The sequence below is a fragment of the Gracilibacillus alcaliphilus genome (assembly GCF_016909015.1).
Classification (GTDB): domain Bacteria; phylum Bacillota; class Bacilli; order Bacillales; family Amphibacillaceae; genus Gracilibacillus; species Gracilibacillus alcaliphilus.
Genome location: NZ_JAFBFA010000015.1, coordinates 20436 through 44182, shown reverse-complemented (window position 1 = coordinate 44182; position 23747 = coordinate 20436). Strand labels below are relative to the sequence as shown.

Below are 23747 nucleotides of genomic sequence, written 5' to 3'. Positions count from 1 at the left end.
GCCATAGGATGTATCGTTCTATCTTAATGCCGTATCAATCTCTAAACCGTCATAACTGGTGATCACACCTGCTTGCTCCGTCAAGGCGGCCATTTCTTTATGGGTTAATCCGCCGTTGTGAGAAAAGTGATTGGCGACGAAAATGGTATCTTCGGTGCATAGATTACGTGCGCGCAGTTCTTGTATCAGCTCTTGGTTATGCTCCCAATTCATATGACTTTCATTTTTACCTTTTGTTTGTGATGTACAATCTAAGGATACAAGCGTAAGGCGTACCTTTTCCTGCTCTAAGTAATCAAATGTTTCTGGATATGGATAACCAGAATCGTGTGTAGTTAGCAAGGTGTCTCTTCCATCCGAGATGGCAAAATTAAAGCTGTCCTGTTCAAACATGCCATGTCTGGCTGGGAATGGGTAGATCGTATAACCGTTCACTTCAAACTTTTGAAAAGGCTGGATGGTATGATACTGTAAGAAATGATCATTTGGCCCGCCTTCTGAGTTGATCACTCTATCATATAATTCCTTTACAGCTTCATTTCCATAGATATGCAAAGGTTTATCCAGACCTGCCGAATAATAAGGCAGGCGGAAGACCAAGTCTTCAGGATAGAGATGGTCAGAATGCCAATGAGATATCAGTAAATATTCGATATCATTGTAATTGAGATGATGCTTCATCATATGCAGGTAAGCATCACCAGGGAAGTCAATCATTAACTTGCCATCATCTAAGAGAAATTGACTTTGGGTGCGAATTTCCTTGCCTTGTTTTTGCCGGGCATGATCACAAACCCGGCATTTACAAAAGATAGCCGGCACACGCTCGGCGGCGCCAGTTCCTAAATAGGTTAATTTCATAATTTATACCTCCTATGAACGGGAAAAATTGCTTACCCTACAGCCTGCCATCGGTCTGTAACACCCCCCGAAGAACAAACGGGTGGACTGGAAGGGAGAGACTAACGGCAGACGTTAACCTCTCGATCAGCTTCTTTGATAACCATTATAACTTTCCTGAGAAAAATCGGAAGTGATAACAATTATAGCGATCTTTATTTCTCCAAGCTGTTAGAAAAAGAATGAGTGATTGCATAAAGTGTATGGTATGCATAGTCATTGATTACTTCGTTTTTCTTATGATTATCCAGCAAAGTGCGAATTACTTTCAAGTGTTTGATGATTTTTTCGTCTTCTCCTTGGCTTGCGAATTTTTCCAAGTTGGTTACATGTACTTGTAAAGTATGGGCAATATTGCCACGATGAAATGCTTCCTCCTGCTCAAATTGTTCCACTAGCTTCTTGATATCTGCTGCTTGTATATCCTGTTGATATTCAAAGCTCACAGTATGGGTCTGTCCAACCGACTCGGAGACATCGACTTCTACTTTCGTGTAAGCAGATGATTGGTCGACTGTCACGCTATCATCTTTGTCTATAACAGATAAGCCGATTTTACCGAGGTCGATGATGATTGTATCCTGCTCCATAGTTGGATCGGATACAGACAGAGTTAACACATCTTCCTCTTCTCTGACTAGCACAGAAGCAGGCTGATGGGAACGGATAACATCAGCAGTTACATCTCCTTCCCAAAAGTTGGCTGCCAGAATACCTAGCTGATGTTCTTTCACGGCATGTACTGCTGACGTTTGGGTTAGTATCTCTATATGTGGTTCATGGCTGTAATCTTCTGTCTCTTTGACAGACATATTTGGCAAAAGAACGTAAGCATATCCTTCATTTTGAGGGTTTACCCCATGATTGAATGCCAAGCTTAAATAGTTTCTTGTGATGGAATCTTGAGAGCCTCCATTGTTAAGATCATGCCAAGATCCTGTTCTTGCTTCGCGTAAAGCCGCTACCTCTGAATCCGCTGGGAAAAAGTATCCTATATCAGCATTGTCTACATTCCCTTGCAGATGGGCCCAATTCACTTGATCTATGGTTTCAGACCAACCTAGCTGTGTCGGCTGCTCGCTGCCATTGATGACTAATTTATTATCTCCGCTGTCTTTTAATTGTCGATTTTCAATAATCGTTTCTACCTGTCGATCATCTGAACTGTGAATATCTGAACCTATGGCAACGATCTCATCATCAAACATAAACCAAGATTTCTTACCGCTCAGGGTACTCCCTGTCAGTTCGGACAAGGAGAAGTCCATACCGGCTGCTCCATACCGGTTATTATGAGAGACACCACCAACCCATTTTTTTGGATTCATATAGGATTTCCAGGCCACTAAATTTCCGGTGGAATGGTCGGTCGTTGTACCTGGTAATCGGTTACTGTCAATCGTAGGCCAGTAGTCATTATTATACTGAGCTAAATCAGGGTTATATAGATAGGTCATTCCTACACCTGTATACCAGCCTTTTTTGTTTTCTCCATTGCCGTATTCAAATCCTGAAATGCGGTTAGAAAACATGCTTAAACCAAATCCAAATTGGGGACGGAGATGAACCGCTCGTGCCATTCCTGCAAACATTTGATTTTTGATTAATTCCCCTCTTGGCTGAATCGACGAGTCATTAATCAGCGATTTTAATAGACCGATTTCATAGATGGCTAAACCTTGAGCATAATTATCATCAATGGAATTCTCCACCCATTCTTTAACCATTTGTTTCATTTGTAATTGCTGCTCAGCTGGTGCAGAATCAGATAGGCGCAGGATACTGAGAATGGTTCCTTTCCCATTTTGATAATCACGTTCATTTTCTCTGGAAATAGCTCGTCCACGCACCATATCCATCATCGCACCTTGATAAATGAGCGGTTCAAAAGAATCTGACACCCAATCATAGACATGATGCACATTGGAATCTGTTAACTCCCATGGCGAATCGTTTAGCAAATAAAGCATATCTGCTGTACGATTCATCCAAACTGCCCCATAACCACCTGAATAGGCGATATCGCTATGTTGGACAAGTGAACCATCTCTGTATACGCCGTCTCCTTGCTCGACATATAGATACTCGTTCTCGATAGAGCTGCTCCCTTGAAGTACCTTTGCTTCATTTTTACCAATGATTCCTCTCAAGGTCACGACTAGTGCTTTATCTAATAGATTTGCTCCTGTTTCTGTTACACTGCTGTTTGCTTTTCTTTTTGCCGGATCGGGAACGAAATGATCAATCGTTTTGATATACTTGTCTATATGTGCCTGAGGTAAATCATCATACATAAGCACAATGATGTTATTGAGAATTTGTGGTGTGCCGATTTCCCAATCCCACCAATTGTCGTAGATATTTTTCTGTTCATGGTAGCGGTTTTCATACATCCATTCTAAAGCACCTATAATGTCTTCCTGCAGCTGTTCGTCCTGGAACAAATCAGGGCCTTTCATGGAATAAGCTTGGGCCATGTCTCTAATATGGCCATAAGCTGTCGAAATTTGACTGGAATTGGTGGTGCTTTGTAAAGATTCCCATAGATAATCACGATCCTCCGCCTTATTCATGGTATCCCAATGTCCGGTCTGCTCTGAATTAGTAAGGCGTTGTTCCAGTTCGGAGATATAGGTGGCCATATCTGGATCCTCTGGATTAAATGATGAATTACCTGTCAGTTTATCGAACCAATTCAAACGAATGGTATCATAAGATTCTATCGTGGCTTCGGACTCCACACTAACAAAAGCCTCTGCTTGATGTCCTCCATCATGCGTCTGTGCCTTAATTGTTGCATAACCATAATCCTTGGCATGAATTTCTCCAGCTTCATTTACGGTTACACTGTCAGGTTTTGATGATTCCCAACTGACCTCTTTGTTGGTAGCATTTTCAGGCTGGAAAAGGGGAGTCAGCTGTTTGTTTTCACCTTTTTTCAAAGCAATGTAGTCTTCTTCTAAATCAAATCCTGTCAAAAATACTTCATCTGTTTCTTCCATACTTACATGATCAAACCAAACAGTTCCTGTCGCCGTTTCAAGAAACAGCTCCACACGAATTATTTTCGCATTGTCGGGAGCTGCTATATTCATTTCCAACAGAGTCCAGTCATGGTCTCCCTTTAATTTAGATGTATACGGTCCATCACTAACCTTTCTCCCAGCTGCATCTAAATATTGGGTTCGAATAAATGCGCCTCCCTCACTAGCGGCTTCTACTTGATTTGTTTTGACCCAAGCACTGAATTTGTAATTCGCCCCTGTCGTTATAGGGATATCTTGTAAAATATCCGCCCGGCTTGTTGATGGAGCATTTATTCGCAGGGATTGATCCCCCTCATAAGATACATCGGGATCTATCATTAATTGAGGATTTCCGCTTGGAATCCATACATCCCATCCGTCAGGCTTGATATTGTTCTCCCATCTTTCTCCCGTTGCCGTACTAGTTTTCTCAAAACTGCCATTTATAATAAGGTTATTCCCTGTTGTCTCTTCCGCCTTCACCTGATAAAAGGCAAAGGAAAAGATAAAGTATAAGATACATACCAGCGAAATAGAGCACTTTTTGTTCATAACTGGCCTCCTGTTTTGACGATTTTAGATTCTTAAAAATGCTTAGCATTGATCAGTGCTATATAAGTAGTTTCCTTGTTATCTCGGTGTGTGATGTGCTTTTTTGCACACACATTAAACTAGCTGCTTATGGGAAAACAGTCTTCATAGAACAGAGCTGGCTAAGGCGAAAAATTAACTATGATAGAGTCCGACATGATAGATAGACAGATTCTTGAGTATTGGCTTGTCATCACTGGCAGTGACTTCGACGATCACTTCTTTTGCCATAACTGGTGGGATGGCAATAATTCGTTTATGACCGACATGCTGGTCTTGATAAATCGGACACCATACACCGGACTTTTTCGTTTTGATGGCGATCTGAAATTGACGTATGTTTTCTCCGTCTGTCAGATCTTCCTCGATGACAACATGATCAAAGAAAACGGACTGATCGGCTTGATAGATCCATTTATTCCCTTCCTGTTTGAAATTATCAAAAGATGCCAGCGGACGGCTAAATCGTTTCTCTAAGGCTTCTTTGAATTCTAAGATACGCTCTACATCTTCAACTGGCAGCTTTCCTTGCCGGTCTGGTCCAATGTTTAGTAAAAGATTAGCGCCATTACCAACAGAATGATAGTACAGGCCGATTAATTCTTCTACACTTTTGATTTGATCTTGATTATTTTCACTGTAGAACCATGTATTCCTTAATTGGACATCACATTCAGCTGGCAGCCATTGGAGTTCCTGCAAGGAGCTTTGTTTTTCGGTATAGATAGAGAATTCGGTAGATTCGACGGCGTTCCATGTTGGGTTTGGCGCCAGTCCATCTTCGTTTCCAACCCAGCGGAAATTAGGATCAACCATGTTGAAGATCAAAATATTTGGCTGCAATGAGCGGATTTGTTTCACGATCCTTGGCCAATCATATTGATGATCCTCTGATCCGGCACCATCAAACCAAAGGATGTCAATTTCGCCGTAGTTGGTTAACAATTCAGTAATTTGATTGATAAAATAGTCATCATATTCTTTTGCGTCCTTGTTGTAAAAATCTACTGAACCATCATAAGGGGAATAATACAGTCCTGTCTTGAGGTCATACTTTCGACAGGCTTCAATGAATTCTTTGACTACATCACCTTTGCCGTCTTTCCATGGAGAGTTTTTTACAGAGAAATCGGTATATGCCGATGGCCAATTGGAAAAACCGTCGTGATGTTTGGCAGTTAGTACGGCATATGTCATATTCGCTTCTTTTGCCTTACGGATCCATTGTTCACAATCCAGCTCTGCTGGCTGAAAGGCCGTTGGTGACATTGTTCGTTCATCAAAATCATGATATCCTTCATAAAATGTCCGCAGTCCGAAGTGTAAGAATAGTCCATATTCCCAATCCTGATATTCCAATTGGCGGGCTGTTGGTTTTACTTTTGCTTTTGTTTGATGTGACATATTATCCCTCACTTTTTATTCATATTTTATACGGAAAGGAGAAACGATAAGTATCGCTTCTCTTTTCCCTTCTCTTTATTTATATTTTTCGTCATATGCCTTTTGGTAAATGTCTACATATTCCTCCAGTCCTTTTTGATTCAAGGTGTCGATATATTGATCCCACTCAGATTCCAGATTAGAGGATCCAGTAATAAAGGCAGCTGTCATTTCTTCAATATATTCTGTAATAGACTGTTCCAATTGAGCTAATCGGTTGGACTCCTCTTCTGTAAAGAACAGTTTTGGCATCGGTTCGATCTCTTCAGAAATGTAAGGTTCATATTGCTCCGTTGCTTCCCATAATATCTGTTCTTGATCGCCTGGCACAACTACTTGCCCTGCACGAAACGCTGCTGTACGAAGCGATGGACCAGTTTGATCCCAGAAGTTATTATGAATGGGCTCGTCTCTTGGAATCAGCTCATAAGTAGCTGGGTTGCCATCAAGTCCTAAAGCTCCTTCTTCTGGTTGTTTCCAATCCTCTCCTTCTATCCCAAGTACAGACCTCATCGTAATTTCTTCTTGATACATGGCATCTGCCCAACGCAGTGCTACATCAGGGTGTTCTGCCTTATCCGTGATAACAAACTCCGCTGGTCTTGTAACAGGATCAGGTAAATAGAAACTAACTCGCTGGCCTTTCGGTCCTTCTAATGGAGGGATAATGACATAATCCCCCATTCTTCCTTGCTGCTCACTAAAGGCGGAAGGGGCAGCAGATACAGCCGTTCCTAAAATAGGCTCAGGGTTCTCTCCCAGCTGTTTATACTGTTCACCATTTTGCGTAAATGATCCTTCATAAATTAATCCTTCTTGATAAAGGTCACGTATATAAGCAAGTCCTTCACGATATTCGTCTTTATCCCACGGTACAACTACATCGCCATTTACGACATGTGTATCACTATAAATAAATGGATCGATTAAGAAACTGGAAGGTGCTGCTATATCCGCATGCCAGCCATTATACTGCCCTGCTAATGGGATTTCGTCGGCCTTGCCGTTGCCATTCAGATCTTCCTCTTTGATAGCAAGCAGCAATTCTTTATATTCCTCTGTTGTAGTCGGTATATCTAGTCCCAATTCATCTAACCATGGTTTATATACCCACATCTTTTGCGGCATCGTACAGTGAAAACATTCATTAACTTGTGGCAAGGCATAGATGTTACCATCGGGTGTCGTAATAACATCTTCTACCAGAGGCATCTCTTCAAACATTCTTTTTGTTTCTATGCCATATTCTTCGATCAGGTCATTTAATGCTAAGAAGGTACCATTCTCCCCGTAAATGCGTAATTGGGCAGGTGTTAAAGAGGCATCCATAATAATATCTGGGTAATCTCCACTGGCTAACATTAAGTTTAGCTGTTCTTGAGCACCTTCTTCAGGAAGGACTTCCCAATTCACCTTAACCCCTGTTTTTTCTTCATACCATTTCGTAAATTCGTTCGTTTCAAAATCTCTTACCAGTGAATTACTAGGTATAACGACATTCAATTCCACTTCTTCTTCAACTATTGGAAATGTTCCAGGTTCCGTGACAACCGGCTCATAATCCTCATTATTTCCACCAGTGGATTCATTGTTGGAGCAGCCTGCTGCGATAATAGATATAGCTAATAGAAACAAAAACAATAATTTGGTTGTGCTACGCATGATTAATCCCTCCTTAAAAATGTATAACCGTGAATGAAAACAACTTTGTTTATCGCTAACAAGAATATACTGTCCAGTGTGTCACCCCCTTTAAGTTTCAGATAGTAACGGTCTTGGCAACGGGTAGGAAATATCACATCCTGGCGCAATCATCTGTAAGCCCACGCTTTCCAACTTGGAGAGTTGTCAAAGAAGTGTAAGTGGGAGGTAGCGGCGGCTAATCCCCTGATAAGTCTAGCTATTTATTAGTAAGGAGGAAAACCCCCCGCTGATCGCTGCCTCACTTTATCCTTTCAAGGAACCGATCATAACTCCTTTTACAAAGTGCTTTTGTACAAACGGATAGATAATCAGCACTGGCAGGGAAGCCACTACAATGGTGGAGTATTTTAACAGCTGCTGCAGTCCAATGCGGTCCTCCATTCGGCTTACATCTCCCATCATTGATGGGTCGACCTCATTTTGGATCAAAATATCTCTTAGTACCAGCTGGAGCGGAAAGAGATTGGTATCTCGTAAGAAAATCAATGCATTAAAATATTGATTCCAATGCCCAACGGCATAGAATAAGGTCATAACAGCCATAATAGGGGCTGATAGCGGTATCACGATTTTGAATAAAAATTTAAAGTCGTCACAACCATCGATTTGTGCCGATTCCAACAGCTCATCGGGGATGGTAGATTTAAAGAAGGACATCGTGACGATTACATTAAATACAGCTAATGCGTTTGGCAAGATCAGTGCCCACCTTGTGTTTAACAAGCCTAAGTCTCGCACTAATAGATACATAGGAATAAGCCCGCCGTTAAACATCATGGTAAAGACAAATAGGAACATAAAGATATTTCTGCCGCGAAAGTCTTTTCGGGTAAGCGGATAAGCAGCTAAAATGGTAAAGGCAACATTGATAATGGTACCTACTACCATATAAAACAATGAATTACCATAGCCGGTCCAAATTGCTTCGTGTTTAAACACTTCTTTGTAACTGGTTAAACTAAAATCAACGGGAAGCAGCCAGACTTGTCCAGTTGATACAGCTTGCACCGAACTAAAGGAAGAGCTAACAACAAATATTAATGGATAAAGCACAGACAGTACAAAGAGTGACAATAGAAAATAGTTACATATAGTGAAGATCCTGTCGCTTCGTGTTTCTTTAATATGTGAATGCATCGTTTCACTCCTTTTTATAGTGTAGAAAGCAGAAGTAAGCGCAATTATTTGTCGGCAATAGGCATAGCTCGCTTACCATAATCCTTGTTTGGTTACTTTTTTGGCCAATTGGTTAGATCCTACAATCAGAATCAACCCGACCACGGCTTTGAATAACCCGATCGCAGCAGAATAGGAATATTGCGGAACCATTCCGGTGAGTCCGACTTTATATACATAGGTGTCAATTACTTCAGAAGCTTTTAAGTTTAGTGGATTTTGCATAAGTAATACTTTTTCAAATCCGGTATCTAAAAATCCGCCCATATTGAGAATCAGGATGATGATAGCGGTAGGTAAGATACCAGGAATATCAATGTGCCATATCCGTTTTAATTTAGAGGCACCATCGATAATAGCGGCCTCGTGCAGTTCTGGACTAATCCCAGCTAATGCAGCGAGATAGATAATACAGCCAAACCCGACATTTTGCCATACGTCTGTCCAAACAAAGATTGATTTAAACAGGCTGGCTTCACCCATAAAGTTAATCGAGTCAAATCCTAAAGCATTTAATAGTGAATTTGCTGGGCCCCTGGGATCTAGGATAATGAAGATAATACCAACCATTACCACAACTGAGATAAAGTGGGGAGCGTAAGTTATCATCTGGGCAGCGCGTTTAAACCGTTTGTTATAGATATAGGTTAAACTCAATGCCAAGACAATTGGCAAGGGAAAAGTTGCCAAGACTTGGTAGATTCCTAATAGAATGGTGTTTTTCATGACACGCCAAAATTCAAAGGATTGCATAAATGTAGTAATATGTTCTAAACCGGCCCATGGGCTGCCCCAGATTCCAAGAGAAGGGTTAAAATCCTTAAATGCAATAATGGCGCCATACATTGGAAAATACTTGAAAACCAAGATATACAGTAGAGGGAGTGAAAAAATTACATACAATTGCCACCCCTTTTTTATATCTTTTAATAATTGAGATTTCTTTTTGGGGACAACTTGCTTGTCAACATACCCATCAGTCATTTTCATTTTTTTCCTCCTAACTATCATTCTGGAATAAATTTGCTGTGGCTAAAGTAAAATAAAATAGATTTTATATCATTATTATGTGACCGGTAACAAAAACGACGAAAAAAATATAATTCTGAAATTACAACTCACTTATTCCAATGACATTAATAAGATGAAACAACTATACAATCTAATGTAAGCGTTGTCAAGATTAATTCTTAAATGAAAAAATTTAAAATAAGAGATGTATTTTAGAAAAAATCATTCAATCGTTGCGTGTGTAAGGTAGGAGTCTAATTATTATTCCAATAAAATAACGGAATAATATTTTTAATGCATTGACAACGCTTTCAATATGGGATATATTTTAACCAACTTAATAATCCCAATGGAGAAAGTATTAGATTTCAATTGTACCAGTTCAGTTTCAAAAAATCGTTATCTGTTAAGCCGCAACATCGCGGGAATGCGGTGACTCGTCCTGCCGAAAACATTTTTGCAACATCGATACTAGCACATCTTATACACTAGTAGGCTTAAAATAGTGACGAATTGTCACAATATTTTACTAGCACATCCTCTAATCGAGAGTTCGAGGCAGCGTAGCTTTGAGTAGCGGAACTTATGCAGTTTAATACGTGAGCGGATGTTCTAGCACGTAGAAAAAAGTACAAAGAAAGACAATGTGTCATTTTTAGCAAACTTTTTTGAACATCCTTTATAAGGTTATTTCTTAATTGTTTCTTCTATACAGGGAGGGTTGTCTTAATTTGAAATCATAAAATCATTATCATATGTAGCTAAAATATACAACAAATAACTGTTCGCGTTAGATTGGACTGTGAATAATTATGAAAAGAACAGGAGATCTTAAATTAATTCAGGAACTGAATCGATCCATTATCTTAGAAACGATACGAAAACATGGACCGATATCACGCAGCGAGATTGCGAAGCAGAATGAATTGAGCCCGACCACGGTAACGTCTGCTGTAGCGGAATTGATCAATGATGGATATGTTAGTGAAAGTGGAACAGGTATCTCCCGGGGCGGGAGACGGCCCATCTTACTGGAATTTTCGCCAAATAACCATTACTTGATTGGGGTGTCTATTTCTTATACGAAGATTACCATAGCGGATATAAACTTGGAGGCAAAAATCAATATCAAAAAAATTTATCCGACAAAGGGATATACGGGTGTTACTTTAATAAACTATCTGCTGCAGTTATTAGAAGACTTCTATAAATTACGACAGGATCATAGAATCTGTATAGGGATCTCTATTATTATTCAAGGAATCGTTGATGCTAAAAAAGGGATTGTCCACTATAACCCTGTATTGCTGCTGGAGGATGTTTACTTGCGTGATTCGGTGGAATACCATTTCCGCCTGCCGACATGGCTTGATAATGATACGAATGCCTATGTCTTGGCAGAGAAGAATTTTGGCCGCTTTCAAGATATAGAGAATCTCATTTATATCACAATCGGAGAAGGGGTGGGTGCAGGTGTAATTGCCAATCATCATCTTTGTAGAGGAGAAAAAGGCGGCACAGGGGAACTTGGACATACAAGCATCGATGTATCAGGTAAAGTATGTGGCTGTGGCAATCGGGGTTGTCTAGAGAACTATGTCAGTTGGCCTGCAACTTCAAACAGAATAATGAAGCGTATATTAGAAGGGTGTGATACACAACTTACTGACTATTTGACAAACAATAAAGATTTCATTACACCAGCAGAATTTGTGGAGGCCGTTAATGAGGGGGATGGCTTGGCAATAGAAGTGACACATGAAATTGCCGAATACCTTTCTGCGGGAATCGTAAACGTCGTTCATTTATTCAATCCGCAAGTGATTATTTTAGGGGGAGATGTCACCAATCAAAATCAGCTGCTGATAGAAAGTTTGCGAGAGAAACTTAGACAGAAAACATTAAAAACACTGTATAAGGATTTGTACATTACCACCTCTTCATTAGGCAAAGAATTTGAAATGGTGGGCGCAGCTTCTGTTTTACTGCAGGATAAGTTCCAATTCAAGCTTACGCATGATCACCATAGACTAAAAACAAGCTTATAAATAAACAAACAGACAGAAACCCTGTGAGTTTTTCTGACTTGTTGATAGTAAGAATCCTTACTGTTTTGCTATGCTTAAAGAGTAAGGAGAGAAACGGCAGAAGGCAAACATAGGGAATCTATATAACAATTTTAGGAGGATTACAATGTTAAAAGGTATTAATCAATGGTGTTATCCAGAAGAAACAACATTAGAGCAGGTATTCGAGTACAGCAAAGAAGCGGGTTTTGATACCGTGGAATTGAATGTAAACCCTTCCGGAGGGATTGGATTAACGATCGATTCCTCACCAGAAGATGCGAAAAGCATCAAACAGATGGCAGAGGAATATGGACTAAGCATCCAAAGTTTATCCACTTCTTTATTATGGCAGGTGCCTTTATCATCATCAGACGAAGCCACGCGTGCACAAGGAAGAAAGGTAATTGAGAAGCAGATTGAACTGGCAGCCGCTATGGATATTGATACGGTTCTTGTGGTGCCTGGTGCTGTATCAGAAGACGTCTCTTATGATCAATGCTACCAGCGCAGTCAAGAGGAATTGAAGAAGGTTTTGCCTGTGGCAGAGAAGCATCAAGTACATATTGGTATTGAAAATGTATGGAATAAATTCTTGCTTTCTCCATTAGAAATGGCCCGTTATATAGATGAATTAGACTCAGACTATGTGGGGGCGTACTTTGATATTGGAAATGTCCTGCAGTTTGGTTATCCAGAGCAATGGATCCGAATTTTAGGCAGCAGAATCCGCAAGGTGCATGTCAAAGATTTTAATACAGCAGTAGGCAATATCACTGGTTTTGTAAATTTATTAGCTGGTGATGTGAACTGGAAGGAAGTAAGTAAGGCATTGAAAGAACTTGGTTATGATGGCCCGGTTACAGCAGAACTGTCGGCTTATAAGCTGGATCCAAAGGCATTAGCAATTGATACGGCAAGACATATTGAATTAATTATTAATGCAGGTTGATAGAGGATGTTCAAAAAGTCCAATAAAAATGACACGACGAATTTCTGCGTTAGCAGTAGAAGTCAACACATACTGTGCAAGTCCGTGGCTCAAAATCTGCGCCGCCTTGAACTTTCGACGTGCAGGACGTACTAATGCAGGCGTTATGACAGGGCTTCATGAGTTTAGCCTGCCGACTCACACGACGTGACAGTATCGATGTTGCAACACGATGTTGCGAACTTAACCGATGATGGGCCTTTTTATCGACCTTTTTGAACACACATACTAATTAAGGAGGAAATAATAAATGGCGAAATTAAAAGTTGGTTTTATAGGAGTCGGGGGCATTGCAGCCGTCCATTTAAAAAACCTGGCTAGTAATGAGGATGCAGATATTACAGCTGTATGTGACATTGTAGAGGCTAATGCGAAGAGGGTAGCAGAGGAACATAGTGCCGCTGCTTATACTGAGGCAGATAATATGTTAGAAAACGAAGAATTGGATGTTATATTCCTTTGTGTCCCACCGTTTGCGCATGGTGATTTAGAGGAGAAGATTGTTGCCAGAGGTATCCACTTGATGGTAGAAAAACCTGTTGGATTAAGTATGGAAGAGGCACGTACGAAGCAAGGAGTTATTCAGCAAGCTGGTGTGATCTGTGCTACAGGTTATTGTTTACGCTACCTAGATACTGTGCAAAAGGCAAAAGCATATTTGGCAGATAAAGAGATTGCTATGGTTCGCGGCCACTATATCTCTACTTTTGTGGAGACACCTTGGTATCGTACCATGTCGAAATCAGGCGGGCAATTGGTAGAACAAGCCACGCATATTGCAGATTTAATCCGCTATTTAGGGGGAGATATTGACAAAGTCTATGCCAATATGGCATTAAAAGTGTCTAACGACATTGAGAATATTGATATTCCAGATGTAACCTCTGTTAGCTTTACCTTTGAGAATGGGGCAGTCGGCCATTTAGATTGTTCCTTTACGCAAACTGATCACCGGATGGGAGTCGAGCTGCTAGGGAAGGACTTCCGTGTAGTAATTGACGGTACATCTCTTACAATTCTGGAAAAAGATAATGTAGTGACAACCAATTCCGAGGTAGACTTTTATGAAGAGCAGGATAAGGCCTTTATTGAAGCAATTGTAACTGGAAATACAGACAAGATTCTGTCTGATTATACCAATGGTTTGAAAACATTAGAGTTTACGCTGGCAGCGAATGAGTCTCAAGCTAATGGTAATGTAATTTCCATAACTTAAACAGAATAAGGGGGCCAAAGAGATGTTAAGAGTTGCTGTAGTTGGACTGGGGAAGATGGGACAACGTCATGCAGATGCATGGAATCGGCTGGACAATACGGAAGTTGTAGCCTTGGTTGGTCGTGATGAGAGTAAACTATCGCCGCTCACCAGCAAATGGAATGCAGCTTACTTTCCAGATGTTCAGTCCTTATTAGAGAAAGAAACCATTGATGTGTTAGATATTTGTCTGCCAACTTTCTTGCATTATGAAACCATTACGACTGCTATTCAGTTACAAGAGGGCTTGGCGATTGTTTGTGAAAAACCGCTCTGTCTGACTGGAAAGGAAGCACAAGAAGTGGAAGCCATTAGTGAGCAGAAGCAGGCAAAAATCTTTGTCGGGCATACGCTTCGTTTTGATCAAGAATATACCAATCTTCGTAATCATGTTGTCGAAGAAGCAGTGGGAGAGGTGGGAGTAGTAAGGCTTTCGCGCAAAACTGCCTTCCCTGCTGGCTGGTTTGCTGACCAGGAGAAAAGCGGCGGCATTATCATGGACTTAGGCATCCATGACTTAGATTGGCTGCAATGGACTTTTGGAGAAGTAGAACGTGTAATGACTCGGCATGTGAAGAAATTTTCTCATTACCCCTATGAGTATGCACTGATTGTGCTGCGAATGAAGAGTGGTGTCATTGCTCATTTAGAGCTGTCATGGGGCGGTGATGGGTTACACACTTCTGCTGAAATTGCAGGTAAGGGTGGGTTACTAGTTGCAAACAGCGATAATAAACAAGCCATTCAAGTTCATAAACCACAATCATCACAAAAAGTTGGCTATTTATCTGCTGATCTCATAGGGGAACCTCCAATTGTGAGGCAGCTGCGGCATTTTCGGGATTGTATTATAGGGGAAGAGATACCAGTCATTACTCTTCATGAAGCAGTACAGGCGGTTAAGGTTGTTGAAGCTGCCATCACATCTGCACAGACTGGAGAAGTTGTATATATGAGGGGAGGGGTCTAAGTGAAAATTGGAATGATTAGTTTTGCGCACATCCATGCCTCAGCTTATGCACACTATCTAGAGCTGCATCCTGAAGCAGAAATAGCAGGTATATGGGATGACGATTCTACTCGGGGAACGGAGATGGCGGAGAAATATAATACTGATTTCTATCAAGACTTGGCGCAACTATTGGCGGCAGATATAGACGCCGTTGTGATTTGCTCGGAAAATGTGAATCACAAACAACATGTAGTGGCCGCCGCTCAAGCTGGCAAACATATTTTATGTGAGAAGCCAATTGCTACTAATATAGACGATGCAAAAGAAATGATCGATACGTGCAAACAGGAGAATGTTATTTTGCAAATTGCCTATCCGGTTCGTTTTTCGCCAGTTATGCAGCAAGTAAAACAAATGATCGAGGCGAAGGAAATTGGTGAAGTAGTAGCTATTAACGGTACGAATCACGGTCAAATGCCTGGAGGCTGGTTTATTGATAAAGCACTTTCAGGGGGCGGAGCAGCCACCGATCATATTGTCCATTTACTGGATGTGACCAGATGGCTGCTTCAGGATGAGGTAAAAAACATCTATGCCGAACTGGATACCAAGTTCCATAACATTGATGTAGAAGACTGTGGCATGGTGTCAATAGAAATGGAATCCGGTGTGATTTTCACCATTGATCCAAGCTGGTCCAGACCAAAAGTATTCCCTACGTGGGGAGACGTCACAATGGAAATTATCGGAACAGAAGGAAGTTTGACCGTTGATGCGTTTAAACAGCACTTCCTGCTTTATAATGACCAAGCGCAAAATGTGCAGCAGCTGCCATGGGTAGACGATATGGATCAAGTCTTGATTGCTGATTTTATCGAGTGTGTACAAATGAATAGACAGCCGTCTATAACCGGAGAGGATGGGCTTCGAGCATTAGAAGCGGTTAAGGGTGCCTACCAAGCTGCTGCTGCCAACCGAGTTGTTACGTTGGAGCGGATAGATGTGTAGGCTGGAATAACATGCACTAACAGGGTATTCGAAAGGGGTAGTTAACAATGGCTTCGAAAACTGTTTCAGAACATAGTGGAGTAAGTACAAAGGTCAAAAGAAAATTCTTCTCTTCTCGTGATTGGGCAGGCTACATCTTATCGGCACCTTTAATCATAGGAATTCTAGGGTTTGCTGTCTATCCTATGGTTGCAGCATTTATTATGAGTTTCCAGCGAACGGCCAATTCCTTGACCGGGGATTGGGTGGGGTTAAGAAACTATGTCTATGTCATCGGTGATTCACTCTTTTGGAAGGCCGTTTACAACACATTTTATATGGGTGTATTATCTGTCATACTAGGCGTGTCGCTCTCGTTTATTTTAGCCACCTTAATTCATAATGTACCATGGCTGAGGTGGAAAAACTTTTTTAAAGGGGTTTACTTTCTACCCAATGTAGTATCACTGGTTGCAACCAGTATCTTATTTACTCTTTTATTCAATCCTGGGCAAGGGGGAATCCTAAACTTCTTTCTCGGCTTCTTTGGTGTTGAACCGATAGGTTGGTTTACGGATCCGAGTGTGGCTAGGTTCAGTATTGTATTAATGACGTTATGGGGGATGTTGGGTTATAACACGATCATATTTATTGCAGCGCTTACAAGTGTTCCAAGAGATTTATATGAAGCGGCTGAAGTAGATGGTGCCAACTGGTTTAAGAAATGGTTTTACATTACCATTCCTTATTTAAGGCCAATTATCGTATTTATGGTGATTATGGGTACCATTTCCGCAATGAAGAGATTTACAGATGTATGGTTGATTGGAGGAACAGCAGGAAATCCGGCGGGCTCTCTTATGACAGCTGTCTTGTACATCTATCGAAATGCATTTCTCTCTTCACAAATGGGTGTTGCCACAGCCGCTTCCTATTTATTGTTTATCATGATTTTGGTGTTGACCGTATCGTTATTATTACTTAATCGAAGAAGTAATTTTGATTAAAGGAGAGATGGATCATGCAGCCTGCAATAGATAAAACGATTATGAATAAGGACAAGAATGACCAGTCCCCACGTGGGACCATGACCAAACAGAGGCGTATTGGCAATTTCTTTTTAATCTTAGTACTGTCCATAGGTTCGTTAGTGATGATTATTCCGTTTCTATGGATGTTGTTTACTAGTTTTGACTGGCAAGCGAGGTTGAATATCCCTTTTCCGCCAAGATTCTGGCCAGAGGAATTCTCTACTCGAACATATACGCTGGCATTTTCTAATATTCCGATGTTGAAGTATATTTTTAATTCTCTGATTATTTCTGTAGGTGTGATACTAGTTAGCTTGTTTTCAGCGGTTATGTCTGGATATGCCATTTCAAAATTGAAGTTTAAAGGGGCAGCAATTGTACTCGTGCTTGCCTTGAGTACGATGATGATTCCATTTGAAATGACGATGATTCCGCAATATTTGTTATTTAACTACTTAAATCTGTTGGATAGTTATTGGGCTTTCTATTTACCGGCTTTAAATTTTGCTTTCGGTACGTTTCTAGCAAAATCATTTATTGATCAGTTACCAGGGACATTACGAGAAGCAGCGATCATTGATGGTGCAGGGGAGATCAAGGTATTTTGGCAGATTTACTTACCTTTATGTATTCCTATCCTAGCAACAATGGCCATTCTGCAGTTCTTGGCTGTTTGGAATGACTTATTATGGCCGTTGCTTGCCTTAAATACACCTGATAAATTTACGATTCAATTAGGTTTGGCCTTGTTTTCTTATAATAAGACGACACCAATGCCATCTATTATTATGGCAGCAACAACCGTTAGTTTAATTCCTGTTGTGGTAACCTACCTGTTTCTGCAGCGATATATCGTGGAAAGTATTGCGTTATCAGGAATCAAGCAATAGATGGTGACTGTTGTTAGTGGGTTCCGCTAGTAACTTATATCGGCAGGGTGGTGATACATCCCTTCCGAGGTTTAACGACACTTATCAAAATGTTAGCCTTCATTGGAATTTACGGATGGCTCACATAATGATAAATAGCATACCTGAAAGGGGGTTGCTGCTTTTCCAAATAGGTTGTCCATGTTTACTAAATTTAATAAAAAAGGGGAGTTAAAAAATGAAGAGGAAAATGGCATTCTTAATGGTCGCACTATTTGTTTTGCTGTTGGCAGCTTGTTCTAATGATTCCAGTTCATCAGATGAACCACAAGAAGATATTGAAGTAGTATCAGAGATAGAAGGAACGGTTCGTGTGGCAGTAGCCGGTTTTCAGTTAGAAGATGGTATAGATCCAATCACAGCTATAGAGAATAAAGGTCTGCAAACATTTGTCGATGAATATTTCCAACCACGCTACCCTAATATTACAATTGAGTTAACACAGGTACCATGGGAAAATGCACAAGCAGGACAAACTGCTATGTTACAGTCTGGTGATGTCGATGTTCTATATACTGGTGGTGCCTTTGCAACACAGTGGTATCAACAAGGACTGCTGCGTGATCTTGATGACTTTATTGAAGAGGACGAGGATTTCGACCCAAGTATCTATTTGTCTGGTGTATGGGATACTTCCTATAGTGTAAAATCACCCGATGGTGAGCACCAATTTGGTATACCGGCTATTCTAGGCCGACGTGTTGTTTCATTTGATTCGGAATTATTTAATCAATGGGGTGTAGAGCCTCTATCGGAGAATCCAACCCCTGAGGAAATTTTAGAAAAGGCCGCTCAAATGACAGGTGAAAATCCAGAGACTGGTGAAATGAATTATGGTCTATGGTTTGATGGTGCTTCGCTTAACTTATCTGTTTTTGTTGCTTTAACCCATGCCTTTGGCGCAACTGGTGGAGAAGGCACCTTAGATGATCCTGCCAATATTGAGTGGGATTTAAATTCACCTGAAATGGTGGAGGTATTTGAATGGTTAGAAGAAGCGGCTCAGTATCCGCCGTCTGATTTTATCAATACGCAAGGTAATGAGAATTACGGTTTAGAATCGAATAATATTGGTATTTTCTTAGACTATGATGGAGCGACTGTTATGGCAGAGGCAAGAGCGGATGAAGGTAATGATTTAACTGAACGTTTTGAGGCCAGACTCAATCTTGGACCAGAGGGCGAAGGCTGGGTAGCCGTTGATCCATATGTTATGGCTGCCAATGCCCAAGATGAAGAGGCGGCTTGGGAAGTGTTGAAGTTCTTTACAAGTTACGAGGCACAGAAGTTTAACTATGAACAATATACGAACACTCCTACGTTGACAGATCCAGATTTTGTTTCTGATTCAGATATTTATATGCAAAAAGCAGCTGAAATTGCTGAAGTAGCTACTTCTACTTTAATGGATGAAGCGAATCCGTTTTTTGGAAGTGAAATGGCTCCAGCAGTAAATGGTTTTGTCAGTGAGGCGCATAACGGTAATGCCCCTGATATTCAGTCTTATTTGGATGATCTGCAAGAACGGGCAGAAAGATGGTCTGCTAACCAATAGAAAGAATGGCAGTTTAGGCCGGGAAACCAGCCTGAACTGCTTGCGCTTGTATGCTGAGGAATCTCGGAAAACAAAGACTGCTGTGATAAAGGCCTGTTGCACTTTTCTCTACTGTTCAGGAAATTAGACAAGCAAATTTTTTCTTGTGAATCTGGGATAAGCCGATTGGTGCGCAGTGACCGACCACATCAAAAGGGATTTAGCGGACAGAAAAAAGGAAAAGGACATTCTTCAGTCCATGAGAAAGGATCTCGTGGACAGGAGCTGGGGAAAATCGATTCTTCAGTCTATAAGAATGGAATACCTTGGAAAACCCGCTAACCATTAATCGAAGAACCCCCCATTGATGGAAGTTGTATGAAATATAAATATTATTTAACTAGAGTAAAGGAGTTTTTTTGATGAAGATTGGATTAAGTTCATATAGTCTCTTTGCGGCAATGAAAAGCAATGAGATGACGATACTGGATGTAATTGACTGGACGAGTGAGCAAGGTTTTGAACATATTGAAATTGTTCCGAATCTGGGCTTTAAATGGGAAGAGGATCAATTAATTGACCAAGTACGTGAACGCGCTCAGGAAAAAGGACTCGAACTTTCTAATTATGCGATTGGCGCTAATTTTATTCAGCCTAATGAAGCGGCCTATCAAGCAGAAATTCAGCGTGTCAAGGATGAAGTAGATATCGCCAATCGATTAGGTGTAAAGCTTATGCGCCATGATATTGCTACACGTGATATTTCGGAAACGACGATTGCAAATTTTGAAAAGGACTTACCTTCGTTAGTGGCTGCTTGTCAAGAGATTGCTGATTATGCCAGTCAATATGGAATCACGACGAGTATTGAGAATCACGGGTTCTATGTTCAGTTAAGTGAGCGGGTACAAACGGTTATTAATCATGTCAATCGTCCAAATTTCAAAACAACCATGGATGTTGGCAATTTCCTTTGCGCAGATGAAGAGCCAATAGCTGCAGTGAAAAAAAATATTTCCTTTGCTTCGATGGTGCATATTAAAGATTTCTATCGGCGTCCGGCACACCTCTACCCAGGTGAAGGCTGGCTGCAAACGATAGCAGGCAACTATTTACGGGGTGCGATTGTTGGGCATGGCGATATTAATATGAGAGAGATATTGAAGGTCATTAAGGAGTCAGATTATAAAGGCTACTTATCGATTGAGTTTGAGGGAATAGAAGAAAGTAAACTAGCTTCCAAGATAAGTTTAGCCAACCTTACCAGAATGTGGCAGGAAGTCTAGTTAGCCGTGAATTATTTGTTTAAAGCTAAATGTTTGCCACTTGAAGTTTCAAAAAAAGAGAGAGAAACGTAATATACAAAGGAGGAATAGAAAGTGAAAATAGGTGTTATTGGAGCAGGATCCATTTCTGACGGACATTTTCAGTCCTATTATAATAATGAGCAGACAGAGGTATTTGCTGTTTGTGATTTGAATGAAGCTCGAGCCAAGGAAAAGGCAGCAAAATATGGAGCTTCCCATGTGTACACAGATTACCATGAACTTCTGGCTAATCAGGAAATTGAGGCCGTGAGTATCTGTACATGGAATAATACACATGCCGAGATTTCGATTGCGGCATTGCAGGCTGGTAAACATGTGTTGGTGGAAAAGCCGCTCTGTAAAACAGTAGAAGAGGCATTAGCCGTAGAGCAGGCAGTTCAAGATTCCGGTAAAATTCTGCAAGTTGGTTTTGTCCGCCGTTATGCAGCCAATACCGAGATTTTGAAGCGGTTCATCGATAATGGGGATTTGGGGAATATTTATTATGCCAAAGCCTCTTGTCTGCGCCGGCTGGGCAACCCTGGCGGATGGTTTTCTGATAAGGAACGTTCAGGCGGGGGGCCACTGATTGACCTTGGGGTACATATCATTGATATCTGCTGGTATCTAATGGGCAAACCAAAGGTCAAATCGATACGTGGTAATACCTATCATCAATTAGGCAATCGCTCAAATGTGGAGAATCTGGATTTCTATAAGGCTGCAGATTATGATCCAGATAAGAATACGGTAGAAGATATGGCCAATGCACTGATTACCTTTGAAAACGGTGCTTCTATAATGGTAGATGTCAGCTTTACGTTGCATGCGAAGGAAGATAAGATTGCGGTTAACCTGTATGGAGAAAAAGGCGGGGCAGAGCTGGAGCCATCACTTGAGATTATTACCGAGAAGTATAATACAATGTTGAATGCCACACCTCAAACAAACTACCATACGTTTAATTTTGAACAGGGCTTCCAGAATGAGATTGATTATTTTATAGATAGTGTGAATGGAGTCAAAGAAACACGCAGCCCAGTAGCTGACGGAGTAGAAATGATGAAGATCTTGTGCGGTATCTATGAATCCAGTGAAAAAGGTATTGAGATTCAGTTTTAAGAGGAAATTAAAAACGTCTGAAGCACCGAACTTTTATACAAAAATGCTGACTAAGTGATTGCCTTTTCCAAAAACACGAATGAATCTAATAAAGAGGGCAACTTAAATAGCGGTGTCTGTCAGAACATACTGGTTTTGAATACGCACTTGAAATAGGTTTAGATAAGTCATGTCTGGTAATTGGATGACATGGCTTATCTTTTTGCACTATAAGAAAGCATAAAAGTTTATGGATTATAGTATAAGTAAAACTAAGATTTTCGCCACAAAGACTCGGCTATAAGCCAAGTTCTTCTAGTACGGGTCAGTTGGCCGGTGAAAGGGTTTTACGTATAGTGCACGCCATGATAGAATTTCATTGTTGATAATATTAGAAAGTACTGAACAGCAGGTAAATCAGGTGGTTCTTTAGGGACGGAGAGGAGCAGGCAAGAATGCGTAAATACGGGCTGTTAAAGCTTTTTTATTTTATTTTCTCGATGGCAACAGGAGCATTTCAATTTTTGAATTTATTTTATGCTGATTTTGGTTTAGACACACAAGAGATTGGTATGTTATTTGCCGTTGGTCCAATGGTGATGATTGTGGCACAACCCTTCTGGGGGATGATAACGGATTATATGAATTCGGCCAAACTTACATTAAGTCTGATGAGTATTGGCTCAGCGGCAACTATTTTATTTTTCCCAATTTCTACACAGTTTGAACATCTTTTATGGCTGAATATTCTCTTTTTCTTTTTCCAAAGTGCTATTCCGCCGATTGCTGATGTAACGTCAATGACAATGCTGGAAAGCCGGAAGGAATTCGGCAAGATCAGGCTGTGGGGTTCTGTAGGATATGCTGTCGGTGTGTTGGTGGTAGGACGGTTATTAGATATATTCGGATTAGATCTAATGTTTATCTTATATAGTGTATTGATCGTCGCTGCCCTCTTTTTGGCTATGAAACTGCCAGTGAAGCCTGCTGCCAAAAAAGAGTTTCATATGCGTGAGGTATTAGCTCTCTTTACAAATCCGCAATTTGCTTTATTTCTTTTGTTTAGTTTTATGGTTCATTTGACAGTTCATGCAAATAATTCATTCTATTCGATACATATGCAAGACTTAGGTGCTTCGATTAGCTTAATAGGAATTGCCTTGCTCATCAAATCAATTCTAGAGGTGCCGTTCTTCTCTTTATCCAGACAATTAATGAATGCCTTTTCTTACCCGATGCTGTTGACGGCTGTTGCCTTTGTTTATGGATTGAGATGGCTGATACTTGGTGTCAGTACGAATGTTGATATCTTGTTATGGTCACAGTTATTATTGGCCTTATCCTTCAGCATTCAATACTTTGTTGCAGTGGCTTATGTTGATGAATTGACACCGGAGAATTACCGGGCGACAGGACAGACGATCTTCTGGGCCGTTTCGTTAGGTGCTGCTGGCGTAATAGGTAATGTACTGGCCGGCTGGGTGCTGAATTTTGTGACAATTGAGCAAATGTATCAATTAGCGGCAGCAGTTTCCTTTATTAGTATTGCTATCTTATGGTTAAAACCAAGGAAACATGCGGCGGAAAATGGTTAAGTAAGCAGCGATATAGGTTTTACGATATAGTGAAGGAGCGGGCCAGTAACAGTTGGCTCGCTCCTTTTTTTGCACGTTGAAGCAATCCGAATCATCGGGCAGCCCGTTCGAGGGGGTATCGGTAAATCACCGCTGATAGGAGCTTCTC

Annotated in this window: 17 protein-coding genes; 11 read left to right on the top strand and 6 right to left on the bottom strand. The window is 40.8% G+C overall.

Translation table 11 applies throughout. The features are described from left to right. Positions 1-18: 18 nt before the first annotated feature. From JOD18_RS12365 to JOD18_RS12340, 6 genes are all read right to left on the bottom strand, one after another. Entirely contained in the window at positions 19-861 is an 843-nt protein-coding gene (locus JOD18_RS12365; RefSeq protein ID WP_204669344.1) for an MBL fold metallo-hydrolase, read from the bottom strand. Positions 862-1055: 194 nt separating this feature from the next. Next, positions 1056-4478, bottom strand: coding sequence for a polysaccharide lyase family 8 super-sandwich domain-containing protein (locus tag JOD18_RS12360; RefSeq protein ID WP_204669343.1), 3423 nt, complete (start codon positions 4476-4478; stop codon positions 1056-1058). Positions 4479-4652: 174 nt separating this feature from the next. Beyond that, positions 4653-5921 (bottom strand): alpha-L-fucosidase, encoded by a 1269-nt coding sequence (locus JOD18_RS12355; RefSeq protein ID WP_204669342.1) that lies wholly within the window; start codon positions 5919-5921, stop codon positions 4653-4655. 75 nt (positions 5922-5996) lie between these two features. Then, complete coding sequence (locus tag JOD18_RS12350) at positions 5997-7622, bottom strand: extracellular solute-binding protein (protein WP_204669341.1); 1626 nt, start codon at positions 7620-7622, stop codon at positions 5997-5999. A 285-nt stretch (positions 7623-7907) separates the two neighbouring features. Continuing rightward, positions 7908-8801 carry a carbohydrate ABC transporter permease gene (locus JOD18_RS12345; RefSeq protein WP_204669340.1) on the bottom strand — a complete coding sequence of 298 codons (894 nt, stop codon included), beginning with the start codon at positions 8799-8801 and terminating at the stop codon, positions 7908-7910. A 72-nt stretch (positions 8802-8873) separates the two neighbouring features. Next, positions 8874-9830: an ABC transporter permease gene (locus JOD18_RS12340; RefSeq protein ID WP_239588098.1), complete on the bottom strand. Its 957-nt coding sequence runs from the start codon at positions 9828-9830 to the stop codon at positions 8874-8876. Positions 9831-10663: 833 nt separating this feature from the next. Here JOD18_RS12340 and JOD18_RS12335 point away from each other — a divergent pair. The 11 genes from JOD18_RS12335 (at position 10664) to JOD18_RS12285 (ending at position 23599) form a co-directional block, all read left to right on the top strand. Then, positions 10664-11899, top strand: a complete 1236-nt coding sequence (locus tag JOD18_RS12335; protein WP_204669339.1) for an ROK family transcriptional regulator — start codon at positions 10664-10666, stop codon at positions 11897-11899. 145 nt (positions 11900-12044) lie between these two features. Further along, on the top strand, positions 12045-12869 hold the full coding sequence (locus JOD18_RS12330) for a sugar phosphate isomerase/epimerase family protein (RefSeq protein WP_204669338.1): 825 nt from the start codon (positions 12045-12047) through the stop codon (positions 12867-12869). Between the two features lie 289 nt (positions 12870-13158). After that, positions 13159-14124 carry a Gfo/Idh/MocA family protein gene (locus JOD18_RS12325; protein WP_204669337.1) on the top strand — a complete coding sequence of 322 codons (966 nt, stop codon included), beginning with the start codon at positions 13159-13161 and terminating at the stop codon, positions 14122-14124. A 22-nt stretch (positions 14125-14146) separates the two neighbouring features. Further along, positions 14147-15133 (top strand): Gfo/Idh/MocA family protein, encoded by a 987-nt coding sequence (locus JOD18_RS12320; RefSeq protein ID WP_204669336.1) that lies wholly within the window; start codon positions 14147-14149, stop codon positions 15131-15133. After that, positions 15134-16123 carry a Gfo/Idh/MocA family protein gene (locus tag JOD18_RS12315; protein WP_204669335.1) on the top strand — a complete coding sequence of 330 codons (990 nt, stop codon included), beginning with the start codon at positions 15134-15136 and terminating at the stop codon, positions 16121-16123. It abuts the gene before it with no gap. Between the two features lie 47 nt (positions 16124-16170). Then, on the top strand, positions 16171-17109 hold the full coding sequence (locus tag JOD18_RS12310; protein WP_204669334.1) for a carbohydrate ABC transporter permease: 939 nt from the start codon (positions 16171-16173) through the stop codon (positions 17107-17109). 80 nt (positions 17110-17189) lie between these two features. After that, the gene (locus JOD18_RS12305; RefSeq protein WP_239588105.1) at positions 17190-18023 is read left to right on the top strand and encodes a carbohydrate ABC transporter permease; all 834 of its coding nucleotides are present in this window, start codon (positions 17190-17192) and stop codon (positions 18021-18023) included. 217 nt (positions 18024-18240) lie between these two features. Next, positions 18241-19617, top strand: a complete 1377-nt coding sequence (locus JOD18_RS12300; protein ID WP_204669333.1) for an ABC transporter substrate-binding protein — start codon at positions 18241-18243, stop codon at positions 19615-19617. Between the two features lie 401 nt (positions 19618-20018). Then, positions 20019-20882: a sugar phosphate isomerase/epimerase family protein gene (locus tag JOD18_RS12295; RefSeq protein WP_204669332.1), complete on the top strand. Its 864-nt coding sequence runs from the start codon at positions 20019-20021 to the stop codon at positions 20880-20882. A gap of 93 nt (positions 20883-20975) precedes the next feature. Continuing rightward, positions 20976-22025 carry a Gfo/Idh/MocA family oxidoreductase gene (locus JOD18_RS12290; protein ID WP_204669331.1) on the top strand — a complete coding sequence of 350 codons (1050 nt, stop codon included), beginning with the start codon at positions 20976-20978 and terminating at the stop codon, positions 22023-22025. A gap of 434 nt (positions 22026-22459) precedes the next feature. After that, positions 22460-23599 (top strand): MFS transporter, encoded by a 1140-nt coding sequence (locus JOD18_RS12285; RefSeq protein WP_204669330.1) that lies wholly within the window; start codon positions 22460-22462, stop codon positions 23597-23599. The last annotated feature ends 148 nt before the right edge of the window (positions 23600-23747 follow it).

Excerpts from the sequence above, each read along its gene's own strand:
- JOD18_RS12360 (WP_204669343.1), bottom strand. The coding sequence starts at position 4,478 with ATGAACAAAAAGTGCTCTATTTCGCTGGTATGTATCTTATACTTTATC.
- JOD18_RS12350 (WP_204669341.1), bottom strand. The coding sequence starts at position 7,622 with ATGCGTAGCACAACCAAATTATTGTTTTTGTTTCTATTAGCTATATCT.
- JOD18_RS12300 (WP_204669333.1), top strand. The coding sequence starts at position 18,241 with ATGAAGAGGAAAATGGCATTCTTAATGGTCGCACTATTTGTTTTGCTG.
- JOD18_RS12330 (WP_204669338.1), top strand. The coding sequence starts at position 12,045 with ATGTTAAAAGGTATTAATCAATGGTGTTATCCAGAAGAAACAACATTA.
- JOD18_RS12335 (WP_204669339.1), top strand. The coding sequence starts at position 10,664 with ATGAAAAGAACAGGAGATCTTAAATTAATTCAGGAACTGAATCGATCC.
- JOD18_RS12295 (WP_204669332.1), top strand. The coding sequence starts at position 20,019 with ATGAAGATTGGATTAAGTTCATATAGTCTCTTTGCGGCAATGAAAAGC.
- JOD18_RS12325 (WP_204669337.1), top strand. The coding sequence starts at position 13,159 with ATGGCGAAATTAAAAGTTGGTTTTATAGGAGTCGGGGGCATTGCAGCC.
- JOD18_RS12285 (WP_204669330.1), top strand. The coding sequence starts at position 22,460 with ATGCGTAAATACGGGCTGTTAAAGCTTTTTTATTTTATTTTCTCGATG.
- JOD18_RS12355 (WP_204669342.1), bottom strand. The coding sequence starts at position 5,921 with ATGTCACATCAAACAAAAGCAAAAGTAAAACCAACAGCCCGCCAATTG.
- JOD18_RS12320 (WP_204669336.1), top strand. The coding sequence starts at position 14,147 with ATGTTAAGAGTTGCTGTAGTTGGACTGGGGAAGATGGGACAACGTCAT.
- JOD18_RS12310 (WP_204669334.1), top strand. The coding sequence starts at position 16,171 with ATGGCTTCGAAAACTGTTTCAGAACATAGTGGAGTAAGTACAAAGGTC.
- JOD18_RS12365 (WP_204669344.1), bottom strand. The coding sequence starts at position 861 with ATGAAATTAACCTATTTAGGAACTGGCGCCGCCGAGCGTGTGCCGGCT.
- JOD18_RS12305 (WP_239588105.1), top strand. The coding sequence starts at position 17,190 with ATGACCAAACAGAGGCGTATTGGCAATTTCTTTTTAATCTTAGTACTG.
- JOD18_RS12340 (WP_239588098.1), bottom strand. The coding sequence starts at position 9,830 with ATGAAAATGACTGATGGGTATGTTGACAAGCAAGTTGTCCCCAAAAAG.
- JOD18_RS12345 (WP_204669340.1), bottom strand. The coding sequence starts at position 8,801 with ATGCATTCACATATTAAAGAAACACGAAGCGACAGGATCTTCACTATA.